A 20,822-nucleotide genomic window follows, 5' to 3' on the forward strand; every position below is an offset into this window, starting at 1 on the left:
CGGAGCTGTGCACTCCGCATGTCCGCCTGTGCAATGACTCGGGCTGGGGGCTGGGTGTGGCCATGGAGCAGATCGCAGAGCCGTCGAATACCGTCCGGATCGGCAGGGCGGCCCGGGCGGCCCCGCCGAAGGCACCGCCGAAGAAGGACGCGCAGCCCACTCTGATCGCGTCCGTCCAGCGTGCGCTGCGCCTGCTCGAAGCCGTCGGGGGATTCCTGCAGGGCGCCACCGCCAAACAGCTCGCCCGCGCGGCCGGGCTTCCACTGGGTACTACGTACCACCTCCTTCGTACCCTGACCCACGAGGGCTACCTCCGCCGGGCCGACGGCAAGTTCTACTACGGCGACTCCGTCGACGGAATCAGCCGGGCCGAGGACCGGCAGGCGGAGCGGAGCGACCTGCGGGCCCGGATGGAACAGCTCCGGGACGAGCTGGGTGCGGCCGTCTACCTCGCCGTCTACGAGGAGGGCGAGGTCCGGGTGGTGGACGTCGCCTCCGGCCCGAACCAGCCGGCCGTCGAGATCTGGGCCGACCTGCGGGCCACCGCGCACGCCCACGCGATCGGCCAGTGCCTGCTCGGGCAGCTCTCCGAGGAGGCCCGGCGCGACCACCTGGACCGCCACCCGCCGGTCGGGCTGACCCCGTCGACCGTCGCCGACCCGTCGGCCGTCCTGCGGCTGCTCTCCGCCGTCCGCCCGGCCGTCCCGGTGGTCGAACACCAGCAGTACGCGCTGGGCACGGTCTGCGCGGCCGTCCCGATCACCGTCGGCTCCCTGGTGGCCACCATGGCACTGTCGCTCCCGCTGGAGCAGACGGGCCGGCTGCGGGCCGCGGCGGCCCAGCTGCGGGTGAAGGTCGGCGCCATGTCGCCTTCGTTCGCCCTCTGACGGCCGTCCGGAGCCGCGGCGCGACTCCTCGGCGGTGGTCACTCTTCGTGCTCGTTCACCATTTGAAAAAGCACACCTTGTCCACTACCTCCCCAAACGTGGACGATGAGGTTTGAACGGGGGATCGAGGCGAAAACAACAGGAATGGCAGGACTTTTCCGAGTCCGCAGCCGCACTCCCTCCCCCAGCCGTCCGGCGGGGGACCCGCCGACGGCGGGGGAGTGCCCACCCGGGGCACACCGTTCCTACACAGCGAACTGCATTGTCCGGCCATCGGTGGACCAGTCAGCACGCACAGCCGGGCAGAACGAGAGGTACTGGCGCATGCACAGCACAGTCCAGGGCCACGTGGTCATGAACCTCGTGGTCTCGAACGAGCTCTCCTTCCGCATCGTGGTCGATCTCGAGTACGACCCCATCGACCCCTACGCGGTCCGCTTCACGTTCCACCTGCCCGGTGACGAGCCGGTGACCTGGGTCTTCGCCCGTGAGCTGCTGCTCGACGGGATCAGCCGCCCGACCGGCGAGGGCGATGTGCACATCCACCCCATCGGTGGTGAGGAGCTCTCCGACGTCTGCATCGTGCTGCACTCGCCCGAGGGCGACGCGCTGCTGCGGGCGTCGGCGCCGCCGCTGATCGCCTTCCTGACCCGCACCGACCGGCTGGTGCCGATGGGCGAGGAGCTCACCGGCGGCGAGCTGGACGCGCAGCTCGCCGACATCCTCAGCCGGGGGTGCGAGAACAACGCGGGCTGACCGGGGCCGCAGCCGGTGCTGCGGGGACGACGGACGGTCGACGGAGAGTGACGCAATCGCGAATGGGGCCCGCAACCGGTATCCGAACCGGTGGTGGGCCCCATCGCGTTGCCGTCCTCGGCGCCGGCCCGGGGCCGGCCCGCCTCAGTCGTCGAGGGCCAGGCTGAGGCCCCAGGAGATCAGGCTGATGATCAGCGAGCCGAGCAGCGCCGCCCAGAACCCGTCCACGTGGAAGTCCAGGTCGAGCTTGTCCGAGGCCCACGAGGTCAGCCACAGCATCAGGGCGTTGATCACGAAGGTGATCAGGCCGAGGGTCAGGATGAACAGAGGAAGCGAGAACAGCTTCACGAACGGCTTGATCAGCCAGTTCACCACCCCGAAGATCAGGGCGACGGCGATCACGGTGAGCGTCGTGTCGCCCCAGCCGGTCCCCGACAGGGTGATCCCGCTGACGATCCAGGCGGCCACCCAGATGGCGGCCGCGTTGATAAGTGTCTTGATGACGAAACCCTTCATGGCGCGATCGTCGCAGGCCGGTCGGGCGGGCGGAAGCTCCCCTGGGACATGTTGTTGTTGAATGCGGGTGGCGCCGCGCCAGGTGGCGCCCCCGTGCCGGCCCGCAGGGCCCCGGAGTCAAGGAGAGCAGCCCCGATGAAGGTGTTCCGGCTGGACCAGCTCGACGCGGAGCGCGCCGCCAACGAGGGCGCGTACCTTCGCTTCCTGAAGGAGCGCCAGATGTCCGCCGGGCTGTACGCGCTCTCCCCCGGCGACACCGACCCGCAGACCGCGCACGCCCAGGACGAGATCTACCAGGTGATCAGCGGCCGGGCCGAGCTGACCGTCGGCGCCGAGACCACCACCGTCGGCCGCGGCACCGTCGTGTACGTACCGGCCGGGGTGCCGCACCGCTTCCACCACATCACCGAGGAGCTGCGCGTCCTGGTGGTGTTCTCCCCGCCGGAGGACTGACGGGGCGGCCCGGGTAGGGTCGGGCCCGGACCGATCCGTGATCACCGCGGGAGCCCGCGGCAGCGGGCTGAGAGGGCGCTGGACGGCACGTACGGCAGGTCTGCCGGCGGCCGGCGGCCGCGCCGACCGCCAGAACCTGGCCGCGACGGGGGAGCCTCCCCGTCCGGGACAGGGAGGGAGCAGCCTCATGACCCCCAGCACCACGACCCCCGCCGGCACGACCCCCGGCCCCTCGGCCTCCGCCCTCAGCACCGACGCCCGCCCGGCCGCGCCCGGCCTGACCGAGGAGCTGTGGGCGTCGATCGAGCCGGTCTACGCGAAGATCCTCGAACACCCCTTCCTCGCCGGCCTCACCGACGGGACGCTGCCGCGCGCCGCCTTCCGGCACTTCGTCGTCCAGGACTCGCACTACCTGCGCGACTACGCCCGCGCGCTCGCCGTCTGCGCCGCCAAGGCGCCCGGGGAGGAGGACGTCCGGGCGTTCGCCGACGACGCGGTCGGCGCGCTCGCCGCCGAGCAGGGCATGCACGCCGAGTTCATGGACGCCTTCGGCGACAGCGCCGCGCAGGCCGCGGCCGAGCCCGTCCTGCCGACCACCCGGGCGTACACCAGCTACCTGCTGGCGACCGTCTACGGCGGATCGTTCGCCGAGGCCGTCGCCGCCGTCCTGCCCTGCTACTGGATCTACGCCCGGGTCGGCGAGCAGCTGCTCGCCAAGTCCTCCCCCGACCCGCTCTACGCGAAGTGGATCGCCACCTACGGCGACGAGGCGTTCCAGGCCGTCGTCCGCCGGGTGCTGGCGCTGACCGACCGGCTCGGCGAGGAGATCTCGCCGGCCGAGCGGCGGCGGGTGGTCGAGCACTTCGGCACCACCTCGCGCTACGAGTGGATGTTCTGGGACGCCGCCTGGCGCGGGGAGACCTGGCCGGTCTGAGCACCGTTTCCCGGGGTCGTCCCCGGGGGGCGGACTCGGGGTGATCTCCGGGTTCTCTCGGGGCCGGGACCCCTTCGTCCCACTGCTCGGCACCCGTACGATCGAAGTACCGAAGCAGACGGGATGCGGCAACCAGACAGGCAGCCGGCCCGAGGGGAGAGAAGGAACGGACATGGCTGACCTCTGGAAGTCGCTGCCCTCCTGGGTGCGCAACATCGTCGTCCCGATCATCGTGCTGGTGCTGGCCTGGAACATCGTGTGGTTCGTGCTCGGTGTGGTGGGCGCCCTGATCAGCCTGCTCGTCAAGGCCCTGGTGGTGGTCGGCATCGCCGCCGCCGTGGTGATCCTGGTGAAGAAGGCCGCCCGGAGCTGACGCCCGGAGCGACGTTCGGGGCTGACGCCCGGACAGGACGCCCGCACCCCTCGCCGGGGTGCGGGCGTCCTGTCGTTGCGCCGGCTGTCGCTGCGCCGGCTACCGGCCGGCCGGTAGCAGTCCGGAGCCGAGGTCCCGGCGGGGCCGCCAGCCGGTGGCGCGGGCCCGCGAGGTGTCCAGCACGACGCTGCGGGCCAGCTGGTCGACCGCGTACGGGGTGAGGCCGGGCAGCCGGCCGGTGCGGGCCGCCAGTTCGGCGAGCCGCACCGGCAGGTGGCCGATCCGCACGCTCCGGCCGGACGACCGCAGCACCTGGCGGACGGCCGCGTCCCGCCGGTACGGGTGGGCGTCGGCGATGTTGTAGGCGCCGGGCGGCCAGCCGGCCGCGGCCAGGCAGGCGTCGGCGAGGTTCTGCACGGCCGTCAGGCTGAGCGGCACGTCCGGGCCCGGGAGCAGCAGCAGCCTGTGCCTGACCCGCTCCAGCAGCCGGGGCAGGAGGTGCGGATCCCCCGGTCCGTACACCGCGCGCGGGCGCAGCACGACGGCGCCCGCCGCGAGTGCGAGCCGCTCGCCCACCGCCTTGCTGCGGCCGTACGCGTTGAGGTGTCCGCCGGCGGTGGGGTGGTCCTCGCGGACGAGTGAGCGGTCCCGGCGCGGGTCGTACACGCTGGCGCTGCTCACCCAGACCACCGGGCGGCCGGCCGCCGCCGCCAGCAGCCGGGCGGTTCCCTCGACGTTCACGGCGTACTGCAGGGCCTCGGCCGGGGAGCCCGGGGCCGGGTCGCCGACCGCGGCCGCGCAGTGCACCACCAGGTCGGCGCCGGCCAGATCGGGGTGGCCGGCGGTGGCGTCCCAGTGGATGTGCCGGCCGACCGGGCCGGGGCTGCGGCCCACGCAGAGCACCTCGTCGCCCCGGGCGGCGGCCGACCGGGCCACCTCCGAGCCGCAGAAGCCGCTCGCGCCGGTGACGGCTATCCGCATCGCGGTGCGTCCCCCTTCGCGACGTGCAGTTCGGCCCAGCCGGGCAGGGCGGAGCGGCGGTCGGGCCGGGCCCGGACGACGACCGGCCGGTGCGGGGCGAGGGCCAGCAGGAAGTCGGCGAGCAGGGCGCGGGCCAGACCGGCCCCGGGGCAGGCGTGCGGGCCGGCGCCGAACACGGCCTGCGCGGCGGCGGCCGGGTCGGCGGGGGCGTCGCGGTGCGACTCGGCGGCGTGCCGGGCGACCAGCACGAGGCGGTCGCCGCGGGCGATCGGACAGCCGGCGACCGTGGCGCCGGCGGCGGCGACGCGCGGCAGGATCGGTGAGGCGGCGGTCAACCGGAGGAGTTCTGAGGCGAGTTCGGGCGCGGCGGCGGGCGTGAGCCGGTGCCAGAGGCCCGCGTCGGCGCACCAGGCGGCGGCGCGCGGCAGGGCGGCCACCGTGGTGTTGACGGCCGCGACCGCGAGCATCGCGTCCAGGCTGTCGGGGAGCAGGGCGGTGAGCCGGCCGGCGGCCTCGCTCGCCGCCGTGCTCGCGGCCGCCGACGAGCCGGGCCGGCGCGGGCCCGGCAGGTGGTCGCGGGCGGTGGCCGCCGCGGCCTCGGCGGCGGCCCCGGCCAGGGTGAGCGGATCGGCCGTGCTGCCGGTCAGGGCGGCGGTGGTCAGCCCCGCCAACTCGGCCGCGAGCGGTACGAGATCGAGCGTGCCGCCGTGGTCGAGCGGGCCCAGCCGGGCGGCCAGCGCGTCCTGCCAGAGCGGGCGCAGCCGGGCCACCGCGGTGCTGTTGAGGTCGGCGGCGAGCCGGCGGCGGGCGGTCCGGTGGCCCGCGCCGTCCTGGTCGAAGAGCAGCCCGCCGTCGGTGAGCCCGGCAGCGGCCCCGCCGGTGGTGCCGGCGGCGGTGCGGTCCAGGGGGACGCGGGTCAGCACCTCGCGGTAGGCGTCCGGGCCGTGCACCAGCACGGTGCGGCCGATCCGCAGCACGGGGCGGCGGCGGGTCGCCGCGAGCAGGGCGAACAGGGCGGGGTGGCTGCGCAGGTAGACCCGCCGGTCGCGGCGCCGGGCGGCCCGGGCGGAGGGGGCGGTCACCGGGACAGCTCCGCCGCGCAGAGACGGGACGCGGCGCCGCGGTCGGGCTTGCGGGAGCGTCCGGCCAGCGGCACGTCGGCGAACAGCAGGGCGTCCGGGCGGGCGCTGCCCATCCGGGCGAGCGGCTCCTGGAGGGCGGTGCGCAGCCGGGCGTGGTCGGTGCCGGAACGGGGCTGGACGAGGGCGACCAGGCGTTCGTCCCCGTCCCCGTCCGGCACGCCGACCAGCACGGCCAGCTCCACGCCGGGCAGGTGCAGGGCGGGTTCGTACAGGCCCGGGTAGATGTTCTCGGCCCGGCGCAGCACCATGTCCTTGCAGCGGCCGGCCAGGGCGATCCGGCCGTCGGGGGTGAGGGTGGCCCGGTCACCGGTGCGCACCCACGGGTCGGGCTCCTCGCCCAGGTAGCGGTGGCGGGCGCCGGGCCCGGTGAGCAGCAGTTCGCCGCCGTCGGAGAGCCGTGCCCGCACGCCCGGCAGCGGGTGGCCCACCAGGTCGCCGTCGCCGGTGAAGGCGGCCTTCTCGGCCTCCTCGACGGCTGCGGCGGGGAAGAGCTCGGTCAGCGCGTACACGCTCCAGGCCTGGTCGGCGCCGGCCTGCTTGACCCGGCCGAGCAGGTCGGCGCCGGCCGGGGCGGAGCCCGTCCAGACCCGGCCGGTGAAGCCGGCGCCGGCGGCCAGTGCGGCGCGCAGCTGCGGTGGCGTCAGGTAGGTCTCGGCGGGTGCCAGGCGGCGGAGCTGACGGGCCAGCGTGGTGGGGGTGCGGGCCGGCAGGGCGACGGTCGCGCCGGCCGCCAGGGCGGGGACGAGGACGAAGAAGGTGCCGCCGAGGACGGTCGACCCGGGCTGCGGGCGGACGAGTCCGGCGACGGTGCGCAGGCCGGCGGCCAGGCCGGCCCGGCTGTGCACGACGGCGCGCGGGCTGGACGTGGTGCCGGAAGTGAAGACGATCACGGCGTCCGCGTCGGGCCCCGGGTCGGCGGCCCTCGGCGGCCGGGCGCCCGCCGCGGCCGCCAGCCGGGGCGCGGTTCCGGGCCAGCGCCGCCCCAGGGTCGCCACCGGCCCGAGGTCGGCGAGCGGGGGCAGCGCGAGGTGGGCGCGGCGGGCGAGCGGCCCGGCCCAGCCGGCCACGGCCTGCGCGGCGGCGTCCGCGAGGATCAGGTCGGGCCGGGCCAGCGACAGCCGGGCCCGCAGGACGTCCGGGCCCGCGGTGGGGTCGAGCACCGCGATCCGCAGGCCCAGGTGGTGGGCGGCCAGCAGGACGGCCAGTGCGCGCGGGCCGGGGCGGACGGCCACGCCGAGGGTGCCGCCCGCGGTGAGGCCGCGCCGGTGCAGCGCGGCGGCGTAGGCCTCGGTGAGGTCGGCGAGTTCGCCGCGGCGGATCTGCACCCGGACGGCGCCCGCCCGGGTGTGCCGCAGGGCGGCGGGGCGGTCCGCGGTGGCGCGCAGCGCCGGGAGGAGGGTGTCCAGCACGGGGTCGGTCCTTTCGGTGCGCTCGCTGTGCGGCCCGGCGCCGGTTCAGCGCGGGTCGGTGGTGTGCCGGCCGCTGCCCCGGTCCAGGTACCAGCGGGCGGTGGTGAGCACGCCGTACGCCTTCAGCCGCCGGGTCGAGTTGTGGACGGTCATCGCGCGGCAGTGGCTGATCGCGGTGGTGTGCCGGCGGACCCTGTTGAGGAAGGCGCGGTCGGTGGGGGACGGGCGGCGGGGCATGCCGCCGACGGCCAGGTACAGCCCGGCGGTGATCGCCATGTTGTTGCCGGCGTGCATCCGGTACGGGGCGAGGTACCCGTGCCGGCGGTGGTGGGCCGGGCGGATCCGGCCGAAGCCGGCGGCGGTCGCGACCAGCACCCGGAACGCGGCCCGGCCGAGCGGGCCCTGCTCGTCGCGGCGGGCCAGGATCCGTCCGCAGACCAGGCCGGGGGCCCGGTGCAGGGCGATCCGGGCGGCGGCCGTCCAGGTGGGCTGCGGGATGCAGTCGGCGTCGGTGCGGGCCAGCAGGGTGGCGCCGTGCGCGACCGCGTACCGGAACCCGGTGTCGACGGCGCAGCCGACGCCCTTCTCCGGTTCGGTCAGCACCCGCACCGGGAAGGGCGCGCCGGCGGCGAAGGCGCGGGCCAGTTCGCCGGTGCGGTCGGTGGAGCCGTTGTCGACGACGAGGAGGGTGAAGTCCCGGTCGTGCTGGCGGGCGAGGGCGGTCAGGGTGTCACCGATCCTGGCCTCCTCCTGGTACGCCGGGACGATCACCCAGAGCACGTCGTCGAGGGCGGTGTCCGTGGCGGGAGTGCTCACGACGCCTCCCAGACCATCGTCATCAGGCTGACGCCCCCGCCGAGGCCGACCAGCAGGACGCGGTCGCCGGGGTTCAGTTCGTGCTGGATGCGGTCGAGTTGGACACCGAGGGTGGCGCTGGCGATGTTCCCGAGGTCCGGTACGGTCAGCACCAGTTTGCCGGCCGGCACCCCGGTCAGCTCGACGAAGCGCTCCAGGTAGGGCACGGTCACCTGGTGGACCAGGACTCGGGCGTAGTCGTCCCAGCCGAGGCCGGTGCGGGCCGCGACCCTGGTCAGGATGTCGCCGCCGATCTTCTCGAAGATCCCGCGCAACTCCTTTCCGCCGCCCCGGAAGTAGCTGTACTCGTCGCCGCGCGGGTGGCGCGATCCGCCGCCCGGGATGCCGCCGGCCGCCCAGTGCTCGGACGCCGTCTCGGTCTCGATGTCCAGGATGCCGCCGCGTTCCACGGCCTCCACCACGACGGCGGCGCCCGCGTCCCCGAAGGTGTAGCCGGCGAAGCCCTCCCGGAAGTCGGCGAGGCCGCCCGGGTCGCGCCGCATCGCCCGGCTGGGGGTCTCGCCGGTCACCACCAGGGCGCGGCGGGCCCGGCCGGCCAGGATCATCGCGCGGGCCAGGTCGATCCCGTTGAGGAAGCTGTTGCAGGCGTTGCTGACGTCCAGCGCGTGGGCCCGGGAGCCGAGTTCGGCCTGTACGAGGTGCGCGGTGGCGGGTTCGCAGACATCGCGGGTGGCGGAGGCGTACAGCAGCAGGTCGATGTCGAGGGGGTCGATTCCACGAGCGTCCAGGGCGCGGCGGGCGGCGCCCAGCGCGAGGGTGGAGGCGTACTCGTCGTCGGCGGCGAAGTGCCGGGTGGCGATGCCGATCGCCTTCTCGAACATCCGCTCGGGGAGGCGGAGTCCGGCGGTCACCTCGTCCTGGAGCTGCTGCGAGGTGATCCGGCGGGAGGGCAGGCAAGAGCCGACGGCCGTGATGCCGATCCGCGCTATCGGGAGGTCCATGCCCCCATGCTCCCGGGGCGGGCCGGGAGGGGCCTGAGTACGGGTACTCAGATCGGCGCCGCCGGATACCCAACGTGCCCGCCCACCTGGCTCGGTGGGCGGGCACGCGGCGAACGCGGGAGGTCAGGAGTCCTGGACCGGGATGGGCTGGACCGGGACGGACCGGGGCCGCTCGCGCCCGCCGTCACCGGCGGGTGCCTGGGCAGCGGGTGCCTGCACGGCGCCGTTCATGGTGCCGAGCAGCTGGCGGGCCAGGCCCAGGCCGGTGCCGCCCATGGTCAGGGCCTTGGCGAACATCTCGCCCATGCCCTCGGCGCCGTTCAGCAGCACCATGTGCTCGACGTTGCCGAACGCCTCCGCGCCGGCCCGGACGATCTCCGGCCAGTTCTCGGCGAGTTGCTGGGCGACCACGGCCTCCTGGTTCTCCGCCAGGGCGGCCGCCCGGGCCTTGATCGACTCGGCCTCGGCGAGGCCCAATGCCCGGGCCGCCTCCGCCGCCGCGAGGCCCTTCGCCTCGGCCGACGCGGCCTCGGCCTGCCCGGTGGCCCGGGTCGCCTCGGCGGCGGCCAGGCCGCGCGCCTTGGTGGCCTCGGCCTCGGCGAGTGCCGCGAGCTTCACCCGGTTCGCCTCGGCGCCCGCCTTCAACTCGGTCTCCTTGGCCTGGGCCTGGGCGGCCGAGATCCGGGCGTCGCGGTCGGCGTCGGCCTTGGTGCGGGTCTCGTAGGCGCGGGCGTCGGCCGGCTTGCGGACGTCCGCCTGGAGCTGCTGCTCCTTGCGGTGCGCCTCCAGCTCGGCGACCTTGGTCTCCTGGACCACGACCTCCTGGCGGGAGGCGGCCAGCGCCAGCGGCCCCGCCTGCATCGCGCGGGCCGTCGCCGTCTCCATCTCGGCCTGGTAGCCGGCCTGCTGGATACCGCTGTTGCGGGTCGCCTCGGCCTTGCGGGCGAAGGCCTCCTGCTCGGCCTCGGTGGCCTGCCGGTCGGCCTCGGCCTGGGCGATGCGGGCGTCGCGCATCACGCGGGCCGCGTGCGGTGCGGCGAGGTTCTGGATGTAGCCGGTCGGGTCGAGGATCTCCTGGATCTGGAGCGAGTCGATGATCAGACCCAGCTTCTCCATCTCGGTGCCGGACGCGGCCCGGGTCTCCCCGGTGAGCCGCTCGCGGTCGCGGATCATGTCCTCGACGGTGAGGCCGCCGACGATGGAGCGCAGGTGGCCGGCGAAGACGTTGTGGACGCGGTGGCCCATCATCGCCTGCTGGTCCAGGAAGCGGCGGGCGGCGTTGGCGATCGACACCGTGTCGTCGCCGACCTTGAAGATCACAACGCCCTTGACGTGCACCGGGATCCCCTGCGACGTCACGCACTCGACGTCGAGGTCGGCCTCGTTCAGGTCCAGCGACAGCCTGCGCACGACCTGCACGCCCGGGGTGACGAGCGTGCCGCGGCCGGTGACGATCCGGAACCCCAGCCCCTCGCCGACTCCCTCGGCGCGGTGCTTGGACCCGGAGATGATCAGTGCCTCATTGGGCTCGGCGACCCGCCACATGAGCTTGAAGAGCACGACCAGGATGATGACGGAGGCGACGGACGCCCCTGCGATGCCGATGAGCATCGGCTGATTCCCCCTTCAGGGCACACCGGTGTTCCGTGGCTGCGCTCTGTTGTGCAGGATGGCGCGGAACACGGTGGCAGCAGGAGATTCTGCGCTTCCCGGGGTCGCTTGGGAAGTGGATTGTGTCCTGATTCCGCATCAGTGGATCAGGCCGGTGCTACGTACACCGTCCGGGGCGGCTGGTACTCGACCACGACCACCTGCGTGCCGACCGGCATCGGGTCGCCCGGCACCGCCGGGTACGCGAGGAAGGCCTCGGTGCCCTGCCGCTGCGGCACGTGCACCATCACCTCGCCGACCAGCCCGGCCCCGATCCGGCCGCTGACCCTCCCGATGAGCCCCACCATCCGGCCAGTGTGCCGGAGCAGGCCCGGTGGCGGAACCCGCCGGTCGCGCCCGGCGCCGTCCGGAGGCCGGCGGGCGTCCGACGGCCGGAGGGCGTCTGGACCAGGACGGATCCTGCGGCTACGGTGTTGACGTCTTGTTGCGGACAACACCGTCCGCAGACACGGGAGCTCGGAGCACCGGGCTGAGAGGGCGCTGAACGGTACACGCGTACCGGCCGCTGCGCCGACCGCAGGAACCTGGACCGGGTAATGCCGGCGTAGGGAGTAGAGGGTCTGATGACCACATTTGAAGCACCGGAGAAGTCTGCCCAGAGCCCGGCGAACAGCCCGGCGAGCGGCCCGGCCAACAGTGCGGGCACGGGGTACCCCACCCCCGCCTGGCGCAAGGCCCACCACGAGGGATCCCGCCCCGACCTGCGCGTTCCGTACCGTGAGGTGGTTCTCACCAACGGCCGGACCGTACCGCTGTACGACACCTCCGGCCCGTACACCGACCCCGCCTACGAGCCCGACGTGCGGCGCGGGCTGCCCGCGCTGCGCGACCCGTGGATCCGCCTGCGCGGCGACGTCGAGGAGTACGACGGCCGTGCGGCCCGCCCCGAGGACGACGGGATCAAGCACACCTCGCCGCGCGGCGGCGGCCTGCGCAACCTGGACGCCGTCTTCCCCGGCCGCCCGCGCCGCCCGCTGCGCGGCCGCGACGGCGTGGCGGTCACCCAACTCGCCTACGCGAAGCGGGGGATCGTCACACCGGAGATGGAGTTCATCGCACTGCGGGAGGGGCTCGCGCCCGAGTACGTCCGCGCCGAGGTCGCCCGCGGCCGGGCCGTCATCCCGCTCAACGTGAACCACCCCGAGGTCGAACCGGCCATCATCGGCACCAACTTCCTGGTGAAGATCAACGCCAACATCGGCAACTCGGCGGTCACCTCCTCGATCGAGGAGGAGGTCGAGAAGATGACCTGGGCCACCCGCTGGGGCGCCGACACCGTCATGGACCTCTCCACCGGCCGCAACATCCACACCACCCGCGAGTGGATCCTGCGCAACTCCCCCGTCCCGATCGGCACCGTGCCGCTGTACCAGGCGCTGGAGAAGGTCGACGGCAGGGCGGAGGAGCTGAGCTGGGAGGTCTACCGCGACACCGTCGTCGAGCAGTGCGAGCAGGGCGTCGACTACATGACCGTGCACGCCGGAGTGCTGCTGCGGTACGTGCCGATGACCGCCCGCCGGAAGACCGGGATCGTCTCGCGCGGCGGCTCGATCATGGCGGCCTGGTGCCTGGCGCACCATCAGGAGAACTTCCTCTACACCAACTTCGAGGAACTCTGCGACATCCTCGCGGCCTACGACGTCACCTTCTCGCTCGGCGACGGCCTGCGTCCCGGCTCCATCGCGGACGCCAACGACGAGGCGCAGTTCGCCGAACTCCAGACCCTCGGTGAGCTGGGCCGGATCGCCCGCGAGCGCGACGTCCAGGTGATGATCGAGGGCCCCGGGCACGTCCCGATGAACAAGATCAAGGAGAACATGGATCTCCAGCGGGAGATCTGCGACGAGGCGCCGTTCTACACCCTCGGCCCGCTCACCACGGACGTGGCGCCCGGCTACGACCACATCACCTCGGGCATCGGCGCCGCCATGATCGCCTGGTGGGGGACGGCGATGCTCTGTTACGTCACCCCCAAGGAGCACCTGGGGCTGCCCAACCGCGACGACGTGAAGACCGGCGTGATCACCTACAAGATCGCCGCCCACGCCGCCGACCTCGCCAAGGGCCACCCCGGCGCCCAGGCCTGGGACGACGCGCTCTCCGACGCCCGCTTCGAGTTCCGCTGGGAGGACCAGTTCAACCTGGCCCTCGACCCGGAGACCGCCCGCGCCTTCCACGACGAGACGCTCCCGGCGGAGCCCGCCAAGACGGCGCACTTCTGCTCGATGTGCGGGCCGAAGTTCTGCTCGATGAAGATCTCCCAGAAGATCCGTGCCGAACACGGTGACGGCTCCACCGCCGTGCCGACGGAGTTCGACGCGGACGCGGTGGCCGGAATGGCCGCCAAGTCGGAGGAGTTCGCCGCCCAGGGCAACCGGGTGTACCTGCCGCTCGCGGACTGACCCGGCGGCGTCGGCCGTTGCCCCGGTGGGACTGTCGGTCCCGGCGGCAACGGCCGACCCGGCGGCAGGTGCGTCAGGACGGCGACGGGACCGGCTCCGAGATGCCCGGTGCGGCCGGGGCGGGTGAGGAGCCCTCGCCGGCGGCGAAGAAGCCGAGGAAGGCCAGCACGAGGAGGATGAGCACCGCCACTGCGGCGAGCACCCAGCCGGTCCTCCGGCCGGCCCTGGCGGGTGCCGGTGCCGGTGCGGCTGCGGCCGCGGCCACCGGGGCCGGTACCGGTGCCGGGGCGGTGGGCTTCGGCGCGCTGTCGTGCAGCGGGGCTTCGGCGGCGATGATGTCGGCCGGCGGTCCGAGCCGGTCGAGGACGTTGCGGACGGTGCTGACGGAGGTGGGGTCGGCCTCGCCCAGGGCGTCCGTGATGTGCTGGCGGATCTCCTCGACCAGTTCGGTGCGGCGGTCGGCGGGAAGGATGGCGCCGGCGGAGTCGAGGCGGCTCAGGTAGTCCTCGACGAGGGTGGTCCGAGAGGTCGTCACGCGGTGTTCTCCTCGCTGGTCAGCAGGCGGTCGACGGCGTCCCGGAACGGTGTCCACTCGGCGGTGAACTCCTTCAGCGCCAGGAGGCCGGCCGGGGTCAGGGTGTAGTAGCGCCGCGGCGGCCCCGCGGTGGAGTCGCGCCACGAGGAGCTCACCAGTTCGTCGCGCCGTAGGCGCGAGAGCAGCGGGTAGATCGTGCCCTCGCTGGTCACCATCGCCTGGGCGGTGCCCAGGTCGCGGACGAGTTCGAAGCCGTACTTCTCGCCGTCGCGCAGCAGGGCCAGGACGCAGAACTCCAGCACGCCCCGCCGTAGCTGACTGACCCCCGATCGCGCCTTCTCAGATGTCATGCGCCGCAAGGTACCATGCGGCGCACGGTACTGGCGAGGGCCGGACGGGAGGCGGGAGCGCCGCCTTGCACGGGCTGCACGGGATGTACGAGGGCCGCGGTCGCGCGCGGCCTGACGGATCGTCCGCCGGTCGCGTCAGGCGTCCGCCTGCTCCTCGCCGTCGCGGTGGGAACGCGTCGGACGCGTGCGGTGGCGGTTGCCGCAGGTTTCCATCGTGCACCAGCGGCGGCGCCCGGGGCGGGAGGTGTCGACGAAGATCAGGTGGCAGTCGTGGGCGCTGCATTCGCGGATCCGGCCGGCGAACGGGCCGGTGAACAGGTCGACCGCGTCGCGGGCGATGGTGGCGACGGCCTGTGCGCCGATGGCCGGGAGGGCCCAGCTGTGCGCGCCGGACGGGCCGATCTGCGGGGCCAGCGAGGTCCGGGCCGCGGCGTGGTTGAGCAGGGCCAGGTCGTCCGTGCTGCCGGGCCGGCCGTGGGCGCGGGCCCGGGCGAGCTGCCACAGCGTGTCGCGCAACTGCCGGGCGTCCAGGAGGTCCCCGTCGGTGACGTCGACCCGGGTCGGGGGGAGGTGCAGGCGGGACAGGGCGAGCCAGTACGCCAGGTCGTCGGGCTCGTGGAGCAGTTCGTGCCGGGCGAGTGCCTCCGGCCCGCCGGTGGTGAGGAGTTCGAGGCACAGGGCCCCGGGGTCGAAGGCGTGGCCGGCGCCCTCGGGGGGCCGCGGGCCGTGTCCTGGTGCCGGTGCAGTCACGTAACCACTGTAAGCGGTTACGCCGTACGGCGCCGGAGAACGGCGGAAGCCGTCGGATACCGGCCGAGGAGCCGGTAGGTGAATTGCCTGGATTGCCCCCGGAATGCCCCTGTAATGACGTGCCGTCCATCGCGGGGAAAGCCGGAATTGGGTGGGAAGGCACCTGATTGCCGTGAACGGCTCCCATTTGCTGACATAGCGCCGTTGCGTGGGCGGCTCGCCATTAGTGACGCCCCGTCGCGGAATCGTACGGGGGCTGAAAGGTGGCGACGCGGGCCGACGGGATCCAGTACTGTACGCGATCGTCCCTACGAGTCGCTTATCCGATCCTTATGCGAGAGCCTTCATGAACCTTGACTTCAGCCTTGATCCCCTTTTCTCCTGGTACGTGGTGCTGCTGCTCATCAGCGGTGTCCTCATGGTCGGCATAGGCGCCACCGACTTCGCCGGTCTCAGCATCGGCTGGCGTGTCTTCAACGTGCTGGCCGGGATCGGGTTCGCCGGCTACAGCATCTACCTCGGGTTCATTTTCGAGGGCGGAACGTACTTCATGTTCTTCAAGGCCTTCATCCTGCCGGTGGTGATGATCGTTCAGTTCGTCCGGTCCCTGGTCGCCCGGAACAACGCCGCGCAGCCGGTCCAGCCGTTCGGTGGGAACCAGGCCGGCTGAGTTCCGGACTCCGCCGGCGGGCTGATCCGCCGGCGGGTGCGGCAGCGGCGGTTCAGACGTCGTCCGGGCTGGTGAAGGCGGGCGGGCTGTAGCCGGGGCTGCTGAACTCGGCCGGGCGGGGGGTGCGGCCCTCGGGGTCGGTGACGCCCTCGACACCGGGGCTGGAGAAGCCGGGGCTGCTGTAGCCCGCGCCGGTGTAGCCGGGGCTGGTGAAGTCGGGTGCGGTGGGCGGGTCGGGCCGGTGGGTGGCGGCGGACTCCTCGGGCGGCGCGGACCTGGGCTGCGGGGTGTACACGGGCAGGGCCGGTTCCGAGTCCAGGTTGCCGTGCAGGTACGGCAGGACGGCGCGGTCGCGCAGCGCGAGGTGCCAGGCGCGGCGGGCGTCGGCGACGGCGGCCCGCAGGCCGGGGTCGGTGTCGTCGGGCGGGCCGGCGCCGTCGCGCAGGGCGGTGAGGATGAGCCCGACGATGCCGATGACCATGGCGGCGGCCCCGATGGCGAGGGCGAGCCAGCCGGCCGTGATGACCGAGCCGGCCAGTACCAGGGCCGGGTCGGCGGCGCGCAGCGCGTACCCGAGGACCAGGAAGACGATCGCGGCTGCGCCCGCCAGGATCGGCGCGAGGACGGTGAGTACGGGGAACAGCCCCGCGCCGTCGTCGGAGCTGAGCTGGGCGGCGAGTTCGCGGACGGTCTGCGGGCCGGTCGTACGGGGGGTGGATTCCTGTACGGGGGCGGGTTGCGGCCGTCCGGCGGTGGCGCGCAGGGTTTCGCGCAGCCGGGTGAAGTGCTCGTACTCGACGGCGGCGCCGGCCGCGATGGCGCTCGCGGCGAGCAGTGCCTTGGTGCGCAGCTGTTCGCCGGTGAGGCAGGCGGTGCCTGCGGCGGCCGCGTCGCGCTGTGCCGTCAGGATGGTTCCGTCGCGCAGTGCTTCGTCGAGGACGCGCTCGAAGTCCGGGCGGTCCTCGGCCAGCAGGTGCGGGGCGTTGTTCATGCGGACCCCGTTCGCTCCGTCACGGAGGTTGGCTTCCGCACTCGGGGCGGCCCTCGGCGGACGGGGCCGGGGCGGCCTGGTGCGGTGTGCCTTGATGGTAGGGGCGGGCGGGGCCGTGCTGACAGTCGCTTTCCGGAATTTCGGTGCCGAGGGGGCCGGCGGGGCCCCGTCCGGGGGTCGGACCGGCCCCGCCGGGCCTCGTACAGGTGTTCCGTCGCTGGTCAGTTGATGGGCAGTCGGGCCACCAGCAGGCGGCCCTCCATGGTGACGCCGCCGTCCATGGCGATGGCGAGGTCGTCCGCGTAGACGTACGGGCCCGGGATGTGCGGGGGTGCGCCGTCCTCGCCGTGGGCGGTGCCGGTGAGGTACGGGATGGGGCTGTGGCCGTGGACGACGTGGTGCCCGCCGTAGGCGTCGAGGAGTTCGTGGACGGCCGTCGGGCCGGCCTCGCCCCGGAAGGCGAACCGCTTGGTGAAGCGGCGGAAGGCGTCCCACCACTCGTCGGCGCCCTCGTCCGCGAGCAGGTCGTGGACGGCGTCGTTGACCGCGGCGATGGAGTCGCCGTACTCCAGGTACGCGGTGGTGTCGGAGTGCAGCAGCAGGTGGCCGTCCTCCAGGGCGATGGCGGGGAGGCGGGCGAGCCAGCTGATGTGGTGCGCCTCCAGCCGGTCGAGGTCGTGCTGCTGGCCGCCGTTGAGCCGCCAGGCGGCCAGGAAGGACGCGGTGCCTGCGGTGGACTGGACGGGCTCGTCGCCGTAGCGGTGGGCGCCGAGGAAGAGCAGTTCGTGGTTGCCCATCAGGGCGCGGCAGTACCCGCCGGCGGCGGCTGCCTCGGCGGCGAGCTGCATGACGAGGTCGATGACGCCGATGCCGTCGGGGCCGCGGTCGGTGAAGTCACCGAGGAACCAGATCCGGGAGCGGCCGGCCGACCAGTGCCCGTCCGCGTCGATCAGGCCCTGGTGGCGCAGTTCGGCGACGAGTTCGTCGAGGTAGCCGTGGACGTCGCCGACGACGTACAGCGGGCCGGGGGGCTCGCTGGGGTCGGGCGCGGGGTACGGGGTGGAGTAGGGCAGGCCGTCCTCGGTGAGCGGCGGGCCCAGCTCGATGGTCGGCGGGTCCTCGTGGTTCAGCGGCGCGTGGGCCCGGTCCTGCGGCGACCGGTCGTGCAGGGTGGGCTCGTGCGAGGCGGCGGGCCAGTGCTGTTCGAGGTAGCGGGCACCGCCGTAGGCGCTGTACGTCTCGGAGTACCCGTTGGCGTAGCCGGTGGGTTCGGCGGGTTCGGCGGGCTCGAAGTACGAGCCGTAGGGCAGCACGTCGAGGTCCGGCTGATGGCGGGGGCCTGAGTGCGCCTGTTCAGGCCCGGGGAAGCGGTCCTCGGGTGTCATCCGCCCATCATAGGAAGACCACTCTCCCGCCGTCCTCACCTGGTGGGTATCCAATTCTCCGGAGCGTCAGCAGGGCGGTCCCTCAAGTCCGTTTTGTCCCGTACTGTGATGGTCTAGACCTCGCCGGGGGAGCGGGGCGGGCTGACGGTGGTTCGGGTGCTGCGGCGCTGGGAGGATGCCCGGACGATCAGTTCGGTGGGCATCAGGGTGCCCGGGGGCGGGCCCGTTCCGGCGGTCCGGAAGCGGGGTGGGAAGAGCCGGCCGATGTCCACCCCGGTGCCCGAGTCGACTCCCTCGATGGCGTCGATGAGCAGGTTGACCACGGTGGTGCCGATCCGGCGCGGCTTGAGCGACAGGGTGGTGATCGGCGGTTCGGTGCCGGCGTACACGTCGCTCTCGCTGCAGCAGACCAGCAGCAGGTCCTCGGGCACCCGCAGGCCGTACCGGCGGGCGGCGGCGAGCAGGTCGGTGCCGTTGGGGTCGAAGAGGCCGTAGACGGCGTCGGGGCGGTCCGGGCGGGCGAGCAGCCGGTCGGCGGCGACGGCGCCGGCGGCCGGGTCGTGGGCGGGGTACGTCTCGTAGACCGGCTCCTGGCCGACCCGGTCGCACCAGCCGAGGTAGGCGTCGGTGGAGAGCCGGGTGTAGGTGTCGGTGCTGGTGCCGGTGAGCAGGCCGATCCGGCGGGCGCCGGACTCGGTGAGGTGTTCGAGGATGCCGAGGACGGCGGCCTCGTGGTCGTTGTCGACCCAGGCGGTGACCGGGCAGTTGCCGGGCTTGCCGTCGCTGACCACCGGTACGCCGGACCGGTACAGCTCGCTGACCAGCGGATCCTGGTCGGGCGGGTCGATCACGACGGTGCCGTCCAGGGCGATGTTGCCCCAGACGTCGTGCCGGGAGGAGGCGGGCAGGACGACGAGGGCGTAGCCGCGGCCGAGCGCGGCACTGGTCGCGGCCCTGGCCATCTCGGCGAAGTAGGCGAACTCGGTGAAGGTGAAGGGTTCCTCGCCGTAGGTGGTGACGGTCAGTCCGATCAGGCCCGACCTGCCGGTGCGCAGGGTACGGGCGGCTGCCGAGGGGCGGTAGCCGAGGCGTTCGGCGACCTCGCGGACCCGGCTTCTGGTCTCGTCGGGCAGGCGCCCCTTACCGTTCAACGCGTCGGAGACCGTGGTGATCGACACTCCGGCGGCTGCTGCCACATCCCGGATGCCGGCCCGCTCCAGACGTCGTGAGGTGGTGGGTCGCCGACCGCTCTGGTTGGCTGCTGCTGTCATGGCGAACCGATCGTATGGCTCATGACGCCTCTGCGTGACCGGGGATGCCGGAAGCAGTGAAGATACGTTTCTCCATGAGCGAGGCTGCGGGGCCCCCTTCGATACCCGCCGGAAACCGGCCGTCTTACCTCTGACATGTGCCAAAGGAACCCGGCAGAATGGCTGATCTGCACCCATCAACCCCCGGGGCATGTCACCCCTACGGGTGAGCGCGCTGGGTATCGTTCAAGGCACCCGGCCGGGCACTGCGGGCGCCTGCCGGGGACTCCGTACGACGGCGATCCCGTTGTGCGGTGGCCGGAGCCGCAGGACATGATCAGCACCGCGCACCCGCAAACAGCGCGGGCGCGGCCGCAGAGCAGAGCACAGAAGGAGACGACCGTGAGCGACACGGCAGCGCAGGGGCCCCGGCTGAGGCCGACCCTGGACGGCATCCCCACCTACCGGCCGGGCAAGCCGGCCGGCGCCGACGCCTTCAAACTGTCCTCCAACGAGAACCCGTACGAGCCGCTGCCCGGCGTGCTCGACGCGGCCCTCCGGGCGGCCGGCTCGTTCAACCGCTACCCCGACATGGCGGTCTCCGGGCTGACCGAGGAGCTGGCGCGGCGCTTCGGCGTGCCCGCCGAGCACATCGCCACCGGCACCGGCTCGGTCGGCGTCGCCCAGTCGCTGATCCTCGCCACGGCCGGGCCCGGCGACGAGGTGATCTTCGCCTGGCGCTCCTTCGAGGCCTACCCGATCATCACCCAGGTCGCCGGCGCGACCCCCGTCCCGGTGCCGCTCACCGCCACCGAGGACCACGACCTGGACGCGATGCTCGCCGCGGTCACCGAGCGGACCAGGCTGATCTTCGTCTGCAACCCCAACAACCCCACCGGCAACGCGATCCGCACCGCCGAGCTGGAGCGGTTCCTCGACGCCGTCCCCGCCGACGTCCTGGTCGTGGTCGACGAGGCGTACATCGAGTTCATCCGTGACGCGGACGTGCCCAACGGCGTCGACCTCTACCGCGACCGCCCCAACGTCTGCGTCCTGCGGACCTTCTCCAAGGCGTACGGCCTGGCCGGCCTGCGGGTCGGCTTCGCGATCGCGCACGAGCCGGTCGCCACCGCGCTGCGCAAGACCGCCGTCCCGTTCGGTGTCAGCCAGCTCGCCCAGGACGCCGCCGTCGCCTCGCTGCGCGCCGAGGACGCCCTGCTCGTCCGGGTGGAGGCCCTCGTCGAGGAGCGCACCCGGGTCGCCGCCGCGCTCACCGCCCAGGGCTGGACGGTCACCGACTCGCAGGCCAACTTCGTCTGGCTGCGGCTCGGCGAGCGCACTCTCGACTTCGCCGCCGCCTGCGCCGCGGCCGGCGTGATCGTCCGCCCGTTCGCCGGCGAGGGCGTGCGCGTCTCGATCGGCGAGGTGGCCGGCAACGACCTCTTCCTGGAGGCCGCCGAGGCCTTCCGCAAGACGCTCTAGCCGTTCCGGGTGCTCCCGCCGCACGGCGGCACCGGAGCGCGGAAGGGGCGCACCGCCGAGGGCGGTGC

22 protein-coding genes and 1 riboswitch are annotated in these 20,822 nt (G+C 73.5%); of the genes, 8 read left to right on the top strand and 14 right to left on the bottom strand.

The window, feature by feature from the left end; genetic code table 11:
- The first annotated feature begins 62 nt into the window (after positions 1-62).
- A complete protein-coding gene (locus tag ACFUK0_RS25490; protein WP_380254042.1) occupies positions 63-887 on the top strand; it encodes an IclR family transcriptional regulator in 825 nt (274 codons plus the stop codon).
- 324 nt (positions 888-1,211) lie between these two features.
- Entirely contained in the window at positions 1,212-1,643 is a 432-nt protein-coding gene (locus ACFUK0_RS25495; RefSeq protein ID WP_380254044.1) for an SsgA family sporulation/cell division regulator, read from the top strand.
- A gap of 144 nt (positions 1,644-1,787) precedes the next feature.
- On the opposite strand, the gene ACFUK0_RS25500 is transcribed toward ACFUK0_RS25495, so the two are convergent.
- A complete protein-coding gene (locus ACFUK0_RS25500; protein WP_380254046.1) occupies positions 1,788-2,159 on the bottom strand; it encodes a phage holin family protein in 372 nt (123 codons plus the stop codon).
- Positions 2,160-2,294: 135 nt separating this feature from the next.
- On the opposite strand from ACFUK0_RS25500, the gene ACFUK0_RS25505 reads away from it, so the two are divergent.
- The 3 genes from ACFUK0_RS25505 (at position 2,295) to ACFUK0_RS25515 (ending at position 3,919) form a co-directional block, all read left to right on the top strand.
- Positions 2,295-2,612: a cupin domain-containing protein gene (locus ACFUK0_RS25505; RefSeq protein WP_380254048.1), complete on the top strand. Its 318-nt coding sequence runs from the start codon at positions 2,295-2,297 to the stop codon at positions 2,610-2,612.
- 187 nt (positions 2,613-2,799) lie between these two features.
- Positions 2,800-3,546 carry a thiaminase II gene (gene tenA / locus ACFUK0_RS25510; RefSeq protein ID WP_380254050.1) on the top strand — a complete coding sequence of 249 codons (747 nt, stop codon included), beginning with the start codon at positions 2,800-2,802 and terminating at the stop codon, positions 3,544-3,546.
- A gap of 172 nt (positions 3,547-3,718) precedes the next feature.
- Entirely contained in the window at positions 3,719-3,919 is a 201-nt protein-coding gene (locus ACFUK0_RS25515) for a DUF5326 family protein (protein WP_380254052.1), read from the top strand.
- A 99-nt stretch (positions 3,920-4,018) separates the two neighbouring features.
- On the opposite strand, the gene ACFUK0_RS25520 is transcribed toward ACFUK0_RS25515, so the two are convergent.
- The 7 genes from ACFUK0_RS25520 to ACFUK0_RS25550 all read right to left on the bottom strand — a co-directional run bounded on the left by ACFUK0_RS25520 (position 4,019) and on the right by ACFUK0_RS25550 (position 11,226).
- Positions 4,019-4,900: an NAD-dependent epimerase/dehydratase family protein gene (locus ACFUK0_RS25520; RefSeq protein ID WP_380254054.1), complete on the bottom strand. Its 882-nt coding sequence runs from the start codon at positions 4,898-4,900 to the stop codon at positions 4,019-4,021.
- Complete coding sequence (locus tag ACFUK0_RS25525; protein WP_380254056.1) at positions 4,891-5,982, bottom strand: cytochrome P450; 1,092 nt, start codon at positions 5,980-5,982, stop codon at positions 4,891-4,893. The genes ACFUK0_RS25520 and ACFUK0_RS25525 overlap by 10 nt, the downstream gene beginning before the upstream one ends.
- On the bottom strand, positions 5,979-7,451 hold the full coding sequence (locus ACFUK0_RS25530; protein WP_380254058.1) for a class I adenylate-forming enzyme family protein: 1,473 nt from the start codon (positions 7,449-7,451) through the stop codon (positions 5,979-5,981). Before ACFUK0_RS25530 ends, ACFUK0_RS25525 begins: the two co-directional genes overlap by 4 nt.
- A gap of 45 nt (positions 7,452-7,496) precedes the next feature.
- Positions 7,497-8,267 carry a glycosyltransferase family A protein gene (locus ACFUK0_RS25535; RefSeq protein WP_380254060.1) on the bottom strand — a complete coding sequence of 257 codons (771 nt, stop codon included), beginning with the start codon at positions 8,265-8,267 and terminating at the stop codon, positions 7,497-7,499.
- Complete coding sequence (locus ACFUK0_RS25540) at positions 8,264-9,268, bottom strand: 3-oxoacyl-ACP synthase III family protein (RefSeq protein ID WP_380254062.1); 1,005 nt, start codon at positions 9,266-9,268, stop codon at positions 8,264-8,266. Before ACFUK0_RS25540 ends, ACFUK0_RS25535 begins: the two co-directional genes overlap by 4 nt.
- 123 nt (positions 9,269-9,391) lie before the next feature.
- Positions 9,392-10,879 carry a flotillin family protein gene (locus tag ACFUK0_RS25545; RefSeq protein ID WP_380254064.1) on the bottom strand — a complete coding sequence of 496 codons (1,488 nt, stop codon included), beginning with the start codon at positions 10,877-10,879 and terminating at the stop codon, positions 9,392-9,394.
- Between the two features lie 146 nt (positions 10,880-11,025).
- Positions 11,026-11,226, bottom strand: a complete 201-nt coding sequence (locus ACFUK0_RS25550) for a hypothetical protein (protein WP_380254066.1) — start codon at positions 11,224-11,226, stop codon at positions 11,026-11,028.
- Positions 11,227-11,377: 151 nt separating this feature from the next.
- Positions 11,378-11,507: riboswitch (TPP riboswitch) on the top strand.
- On the opposite strand from ACFUK0_RS25550, the gene thiC reads away from it, so the two are divergent.
- Complete coding sequence (thiC, locus tag ACFUK0_RS25555; protein WP_380254068.1) at positions 11,503-13,341, top strand: phosphomethylpyrimidine synthase ThiC; 1,839 nt, start codon at positions 11,503-11,505, stop codon at positions 13,339-13,341. (Overlaps the previous riboswitch by 5 nt.)
- 73 nt (positions 13,342-13,414) lie before the next feature.
- On the opposite strand, the gene ACFUK0_RS25560 is transcribed toward thiC, so the two are convergent.
- From ACFUK0_RS25560 to ACFUK0_RS25570, 3 genes are all read right to left on the bottom strand, one after another.
- Positions 13,415-13,876, bottom strand: coding sequence for an HAAS signaling domain-containing protein (locus ACFUK0_RS25560; protein ID WP_380254070.1), 462 nt, complete (start codon positions 13,874-13,876; stop codon positions 13,415-13,417).
- Entirely contained in the window at positions 13,873-14,226 is a 354-nt protein-coding gene (locus ACFUK0_RS25565; protein ID WP_380254072.1) for a PadR family transcriptional regulator, read from the bottom strand. Before ACFUK0_RS25565 ends, ACFUK0_RS25560 begins: the two co-directional genes overlap by 4 nt.
- Positions 14,227-14,361: 135 nt before the next feature.
- Positions 14,362-14,976, bottom strand: a complete 615-nt coding sequence (locus ACFUK0_RS25570) for a CGNR zinc finger domain-containing protein (RefSeq protein ID WP_380254074.1) — start codon at positions 14,974-14,976, stop codon at positions 14,362-14,364.
- Between the two features lie 346 nt (positions 14,977-15,322).
- Here ACFUK0_RS25570 and ACFUK0_RS25575 point away from each other — a divergent pair, with 346 nt between their 5' ends.
- Complete coding sequence (locus ACFUK0_RS25575; protein WP_380254076.1) at positions 15,323-15,646, top strand: hypothetical protein; 324 nt, start codon at positions 15,323-15,325, stop codon at positions 15,644-15,646.
- A 52-nt stretch (positions 15,647-15,698) separates the two neighbouring features.
- On the opposite strand, the gene ACFUK0_RS25580 is transcribed toward ACFUK0_RS25575, so the two are convergent.
- The 3 genes from ACFUK0_RS25580 to ACFUK0_RS25590 form a co-directional block, all read right to left on the bottom strand.
- The gene (locus tag ACFUK0_RS25580; RefSeq protein WP_380254078.1) at positions 15,699-16,637 is read right to left on the bottom strand and encodes a hypothetical protein; all 939 of its coding nucleotides are present in this window, start codon (positions 16,635-16,637) and stop codon (positions 15,699-15,701) included.
- A gap of 221 nt (positions 16,638-16,858) precedes the next feature.
- The gene (locus ACFUK0_RS25585; RefSeq protein ID WP_380254080.1) at positions 16,859-18,022 is read right to left on the bottom strand and encodes a metallophosphoesterase; all 1,164 of its coding nucleotides are present in this window, start codon (positions 18,020-18,022) and stop codon (positions 16,859-16,861) included.
- Positions 18,023-18,135: 113 nt separating this feature from the next.
- The gene (locus ACFUK0_RS25590; RefSeq protein ID WP_380254082.1) at positions 18,136-19,293 is read right to left on the bottom strand and encodes a LacI family DNA-binding transcriptional regulator; all 1,158 of its coding nucleotides are present in this window, start codon (positions 19,291-19,293) and stop codon (positions 18,136-18,138) included.
- Between the two features lie 381 nt (positions 19,294-19,674).
- Here ACFUK0_RS25590 and hisC point away from each other — a divergent pair, with 381 nt between their 5' ends.
- A complete protein-coding gene (gene hisC, locus ACFUK0_RS25595; protein WP_380254084.1) occupies positions 19,675-20,754 on the top strand; it encodes a histidinol-phosphate transaminase in 1,080 nt (359 codons plus the stop codon).
- Positions 20,755-20,822 lie beyond the last annotated feature (68 nt).

This window comes from Kitasatospora sp. NPDC057223, from assembly GCF_042669755.1.
Classification (GTDB): Bacteria; Actinomycetota; Actinomycetes; order Streptomycetales; family Streptomycetaceae; genus Kitasatospora.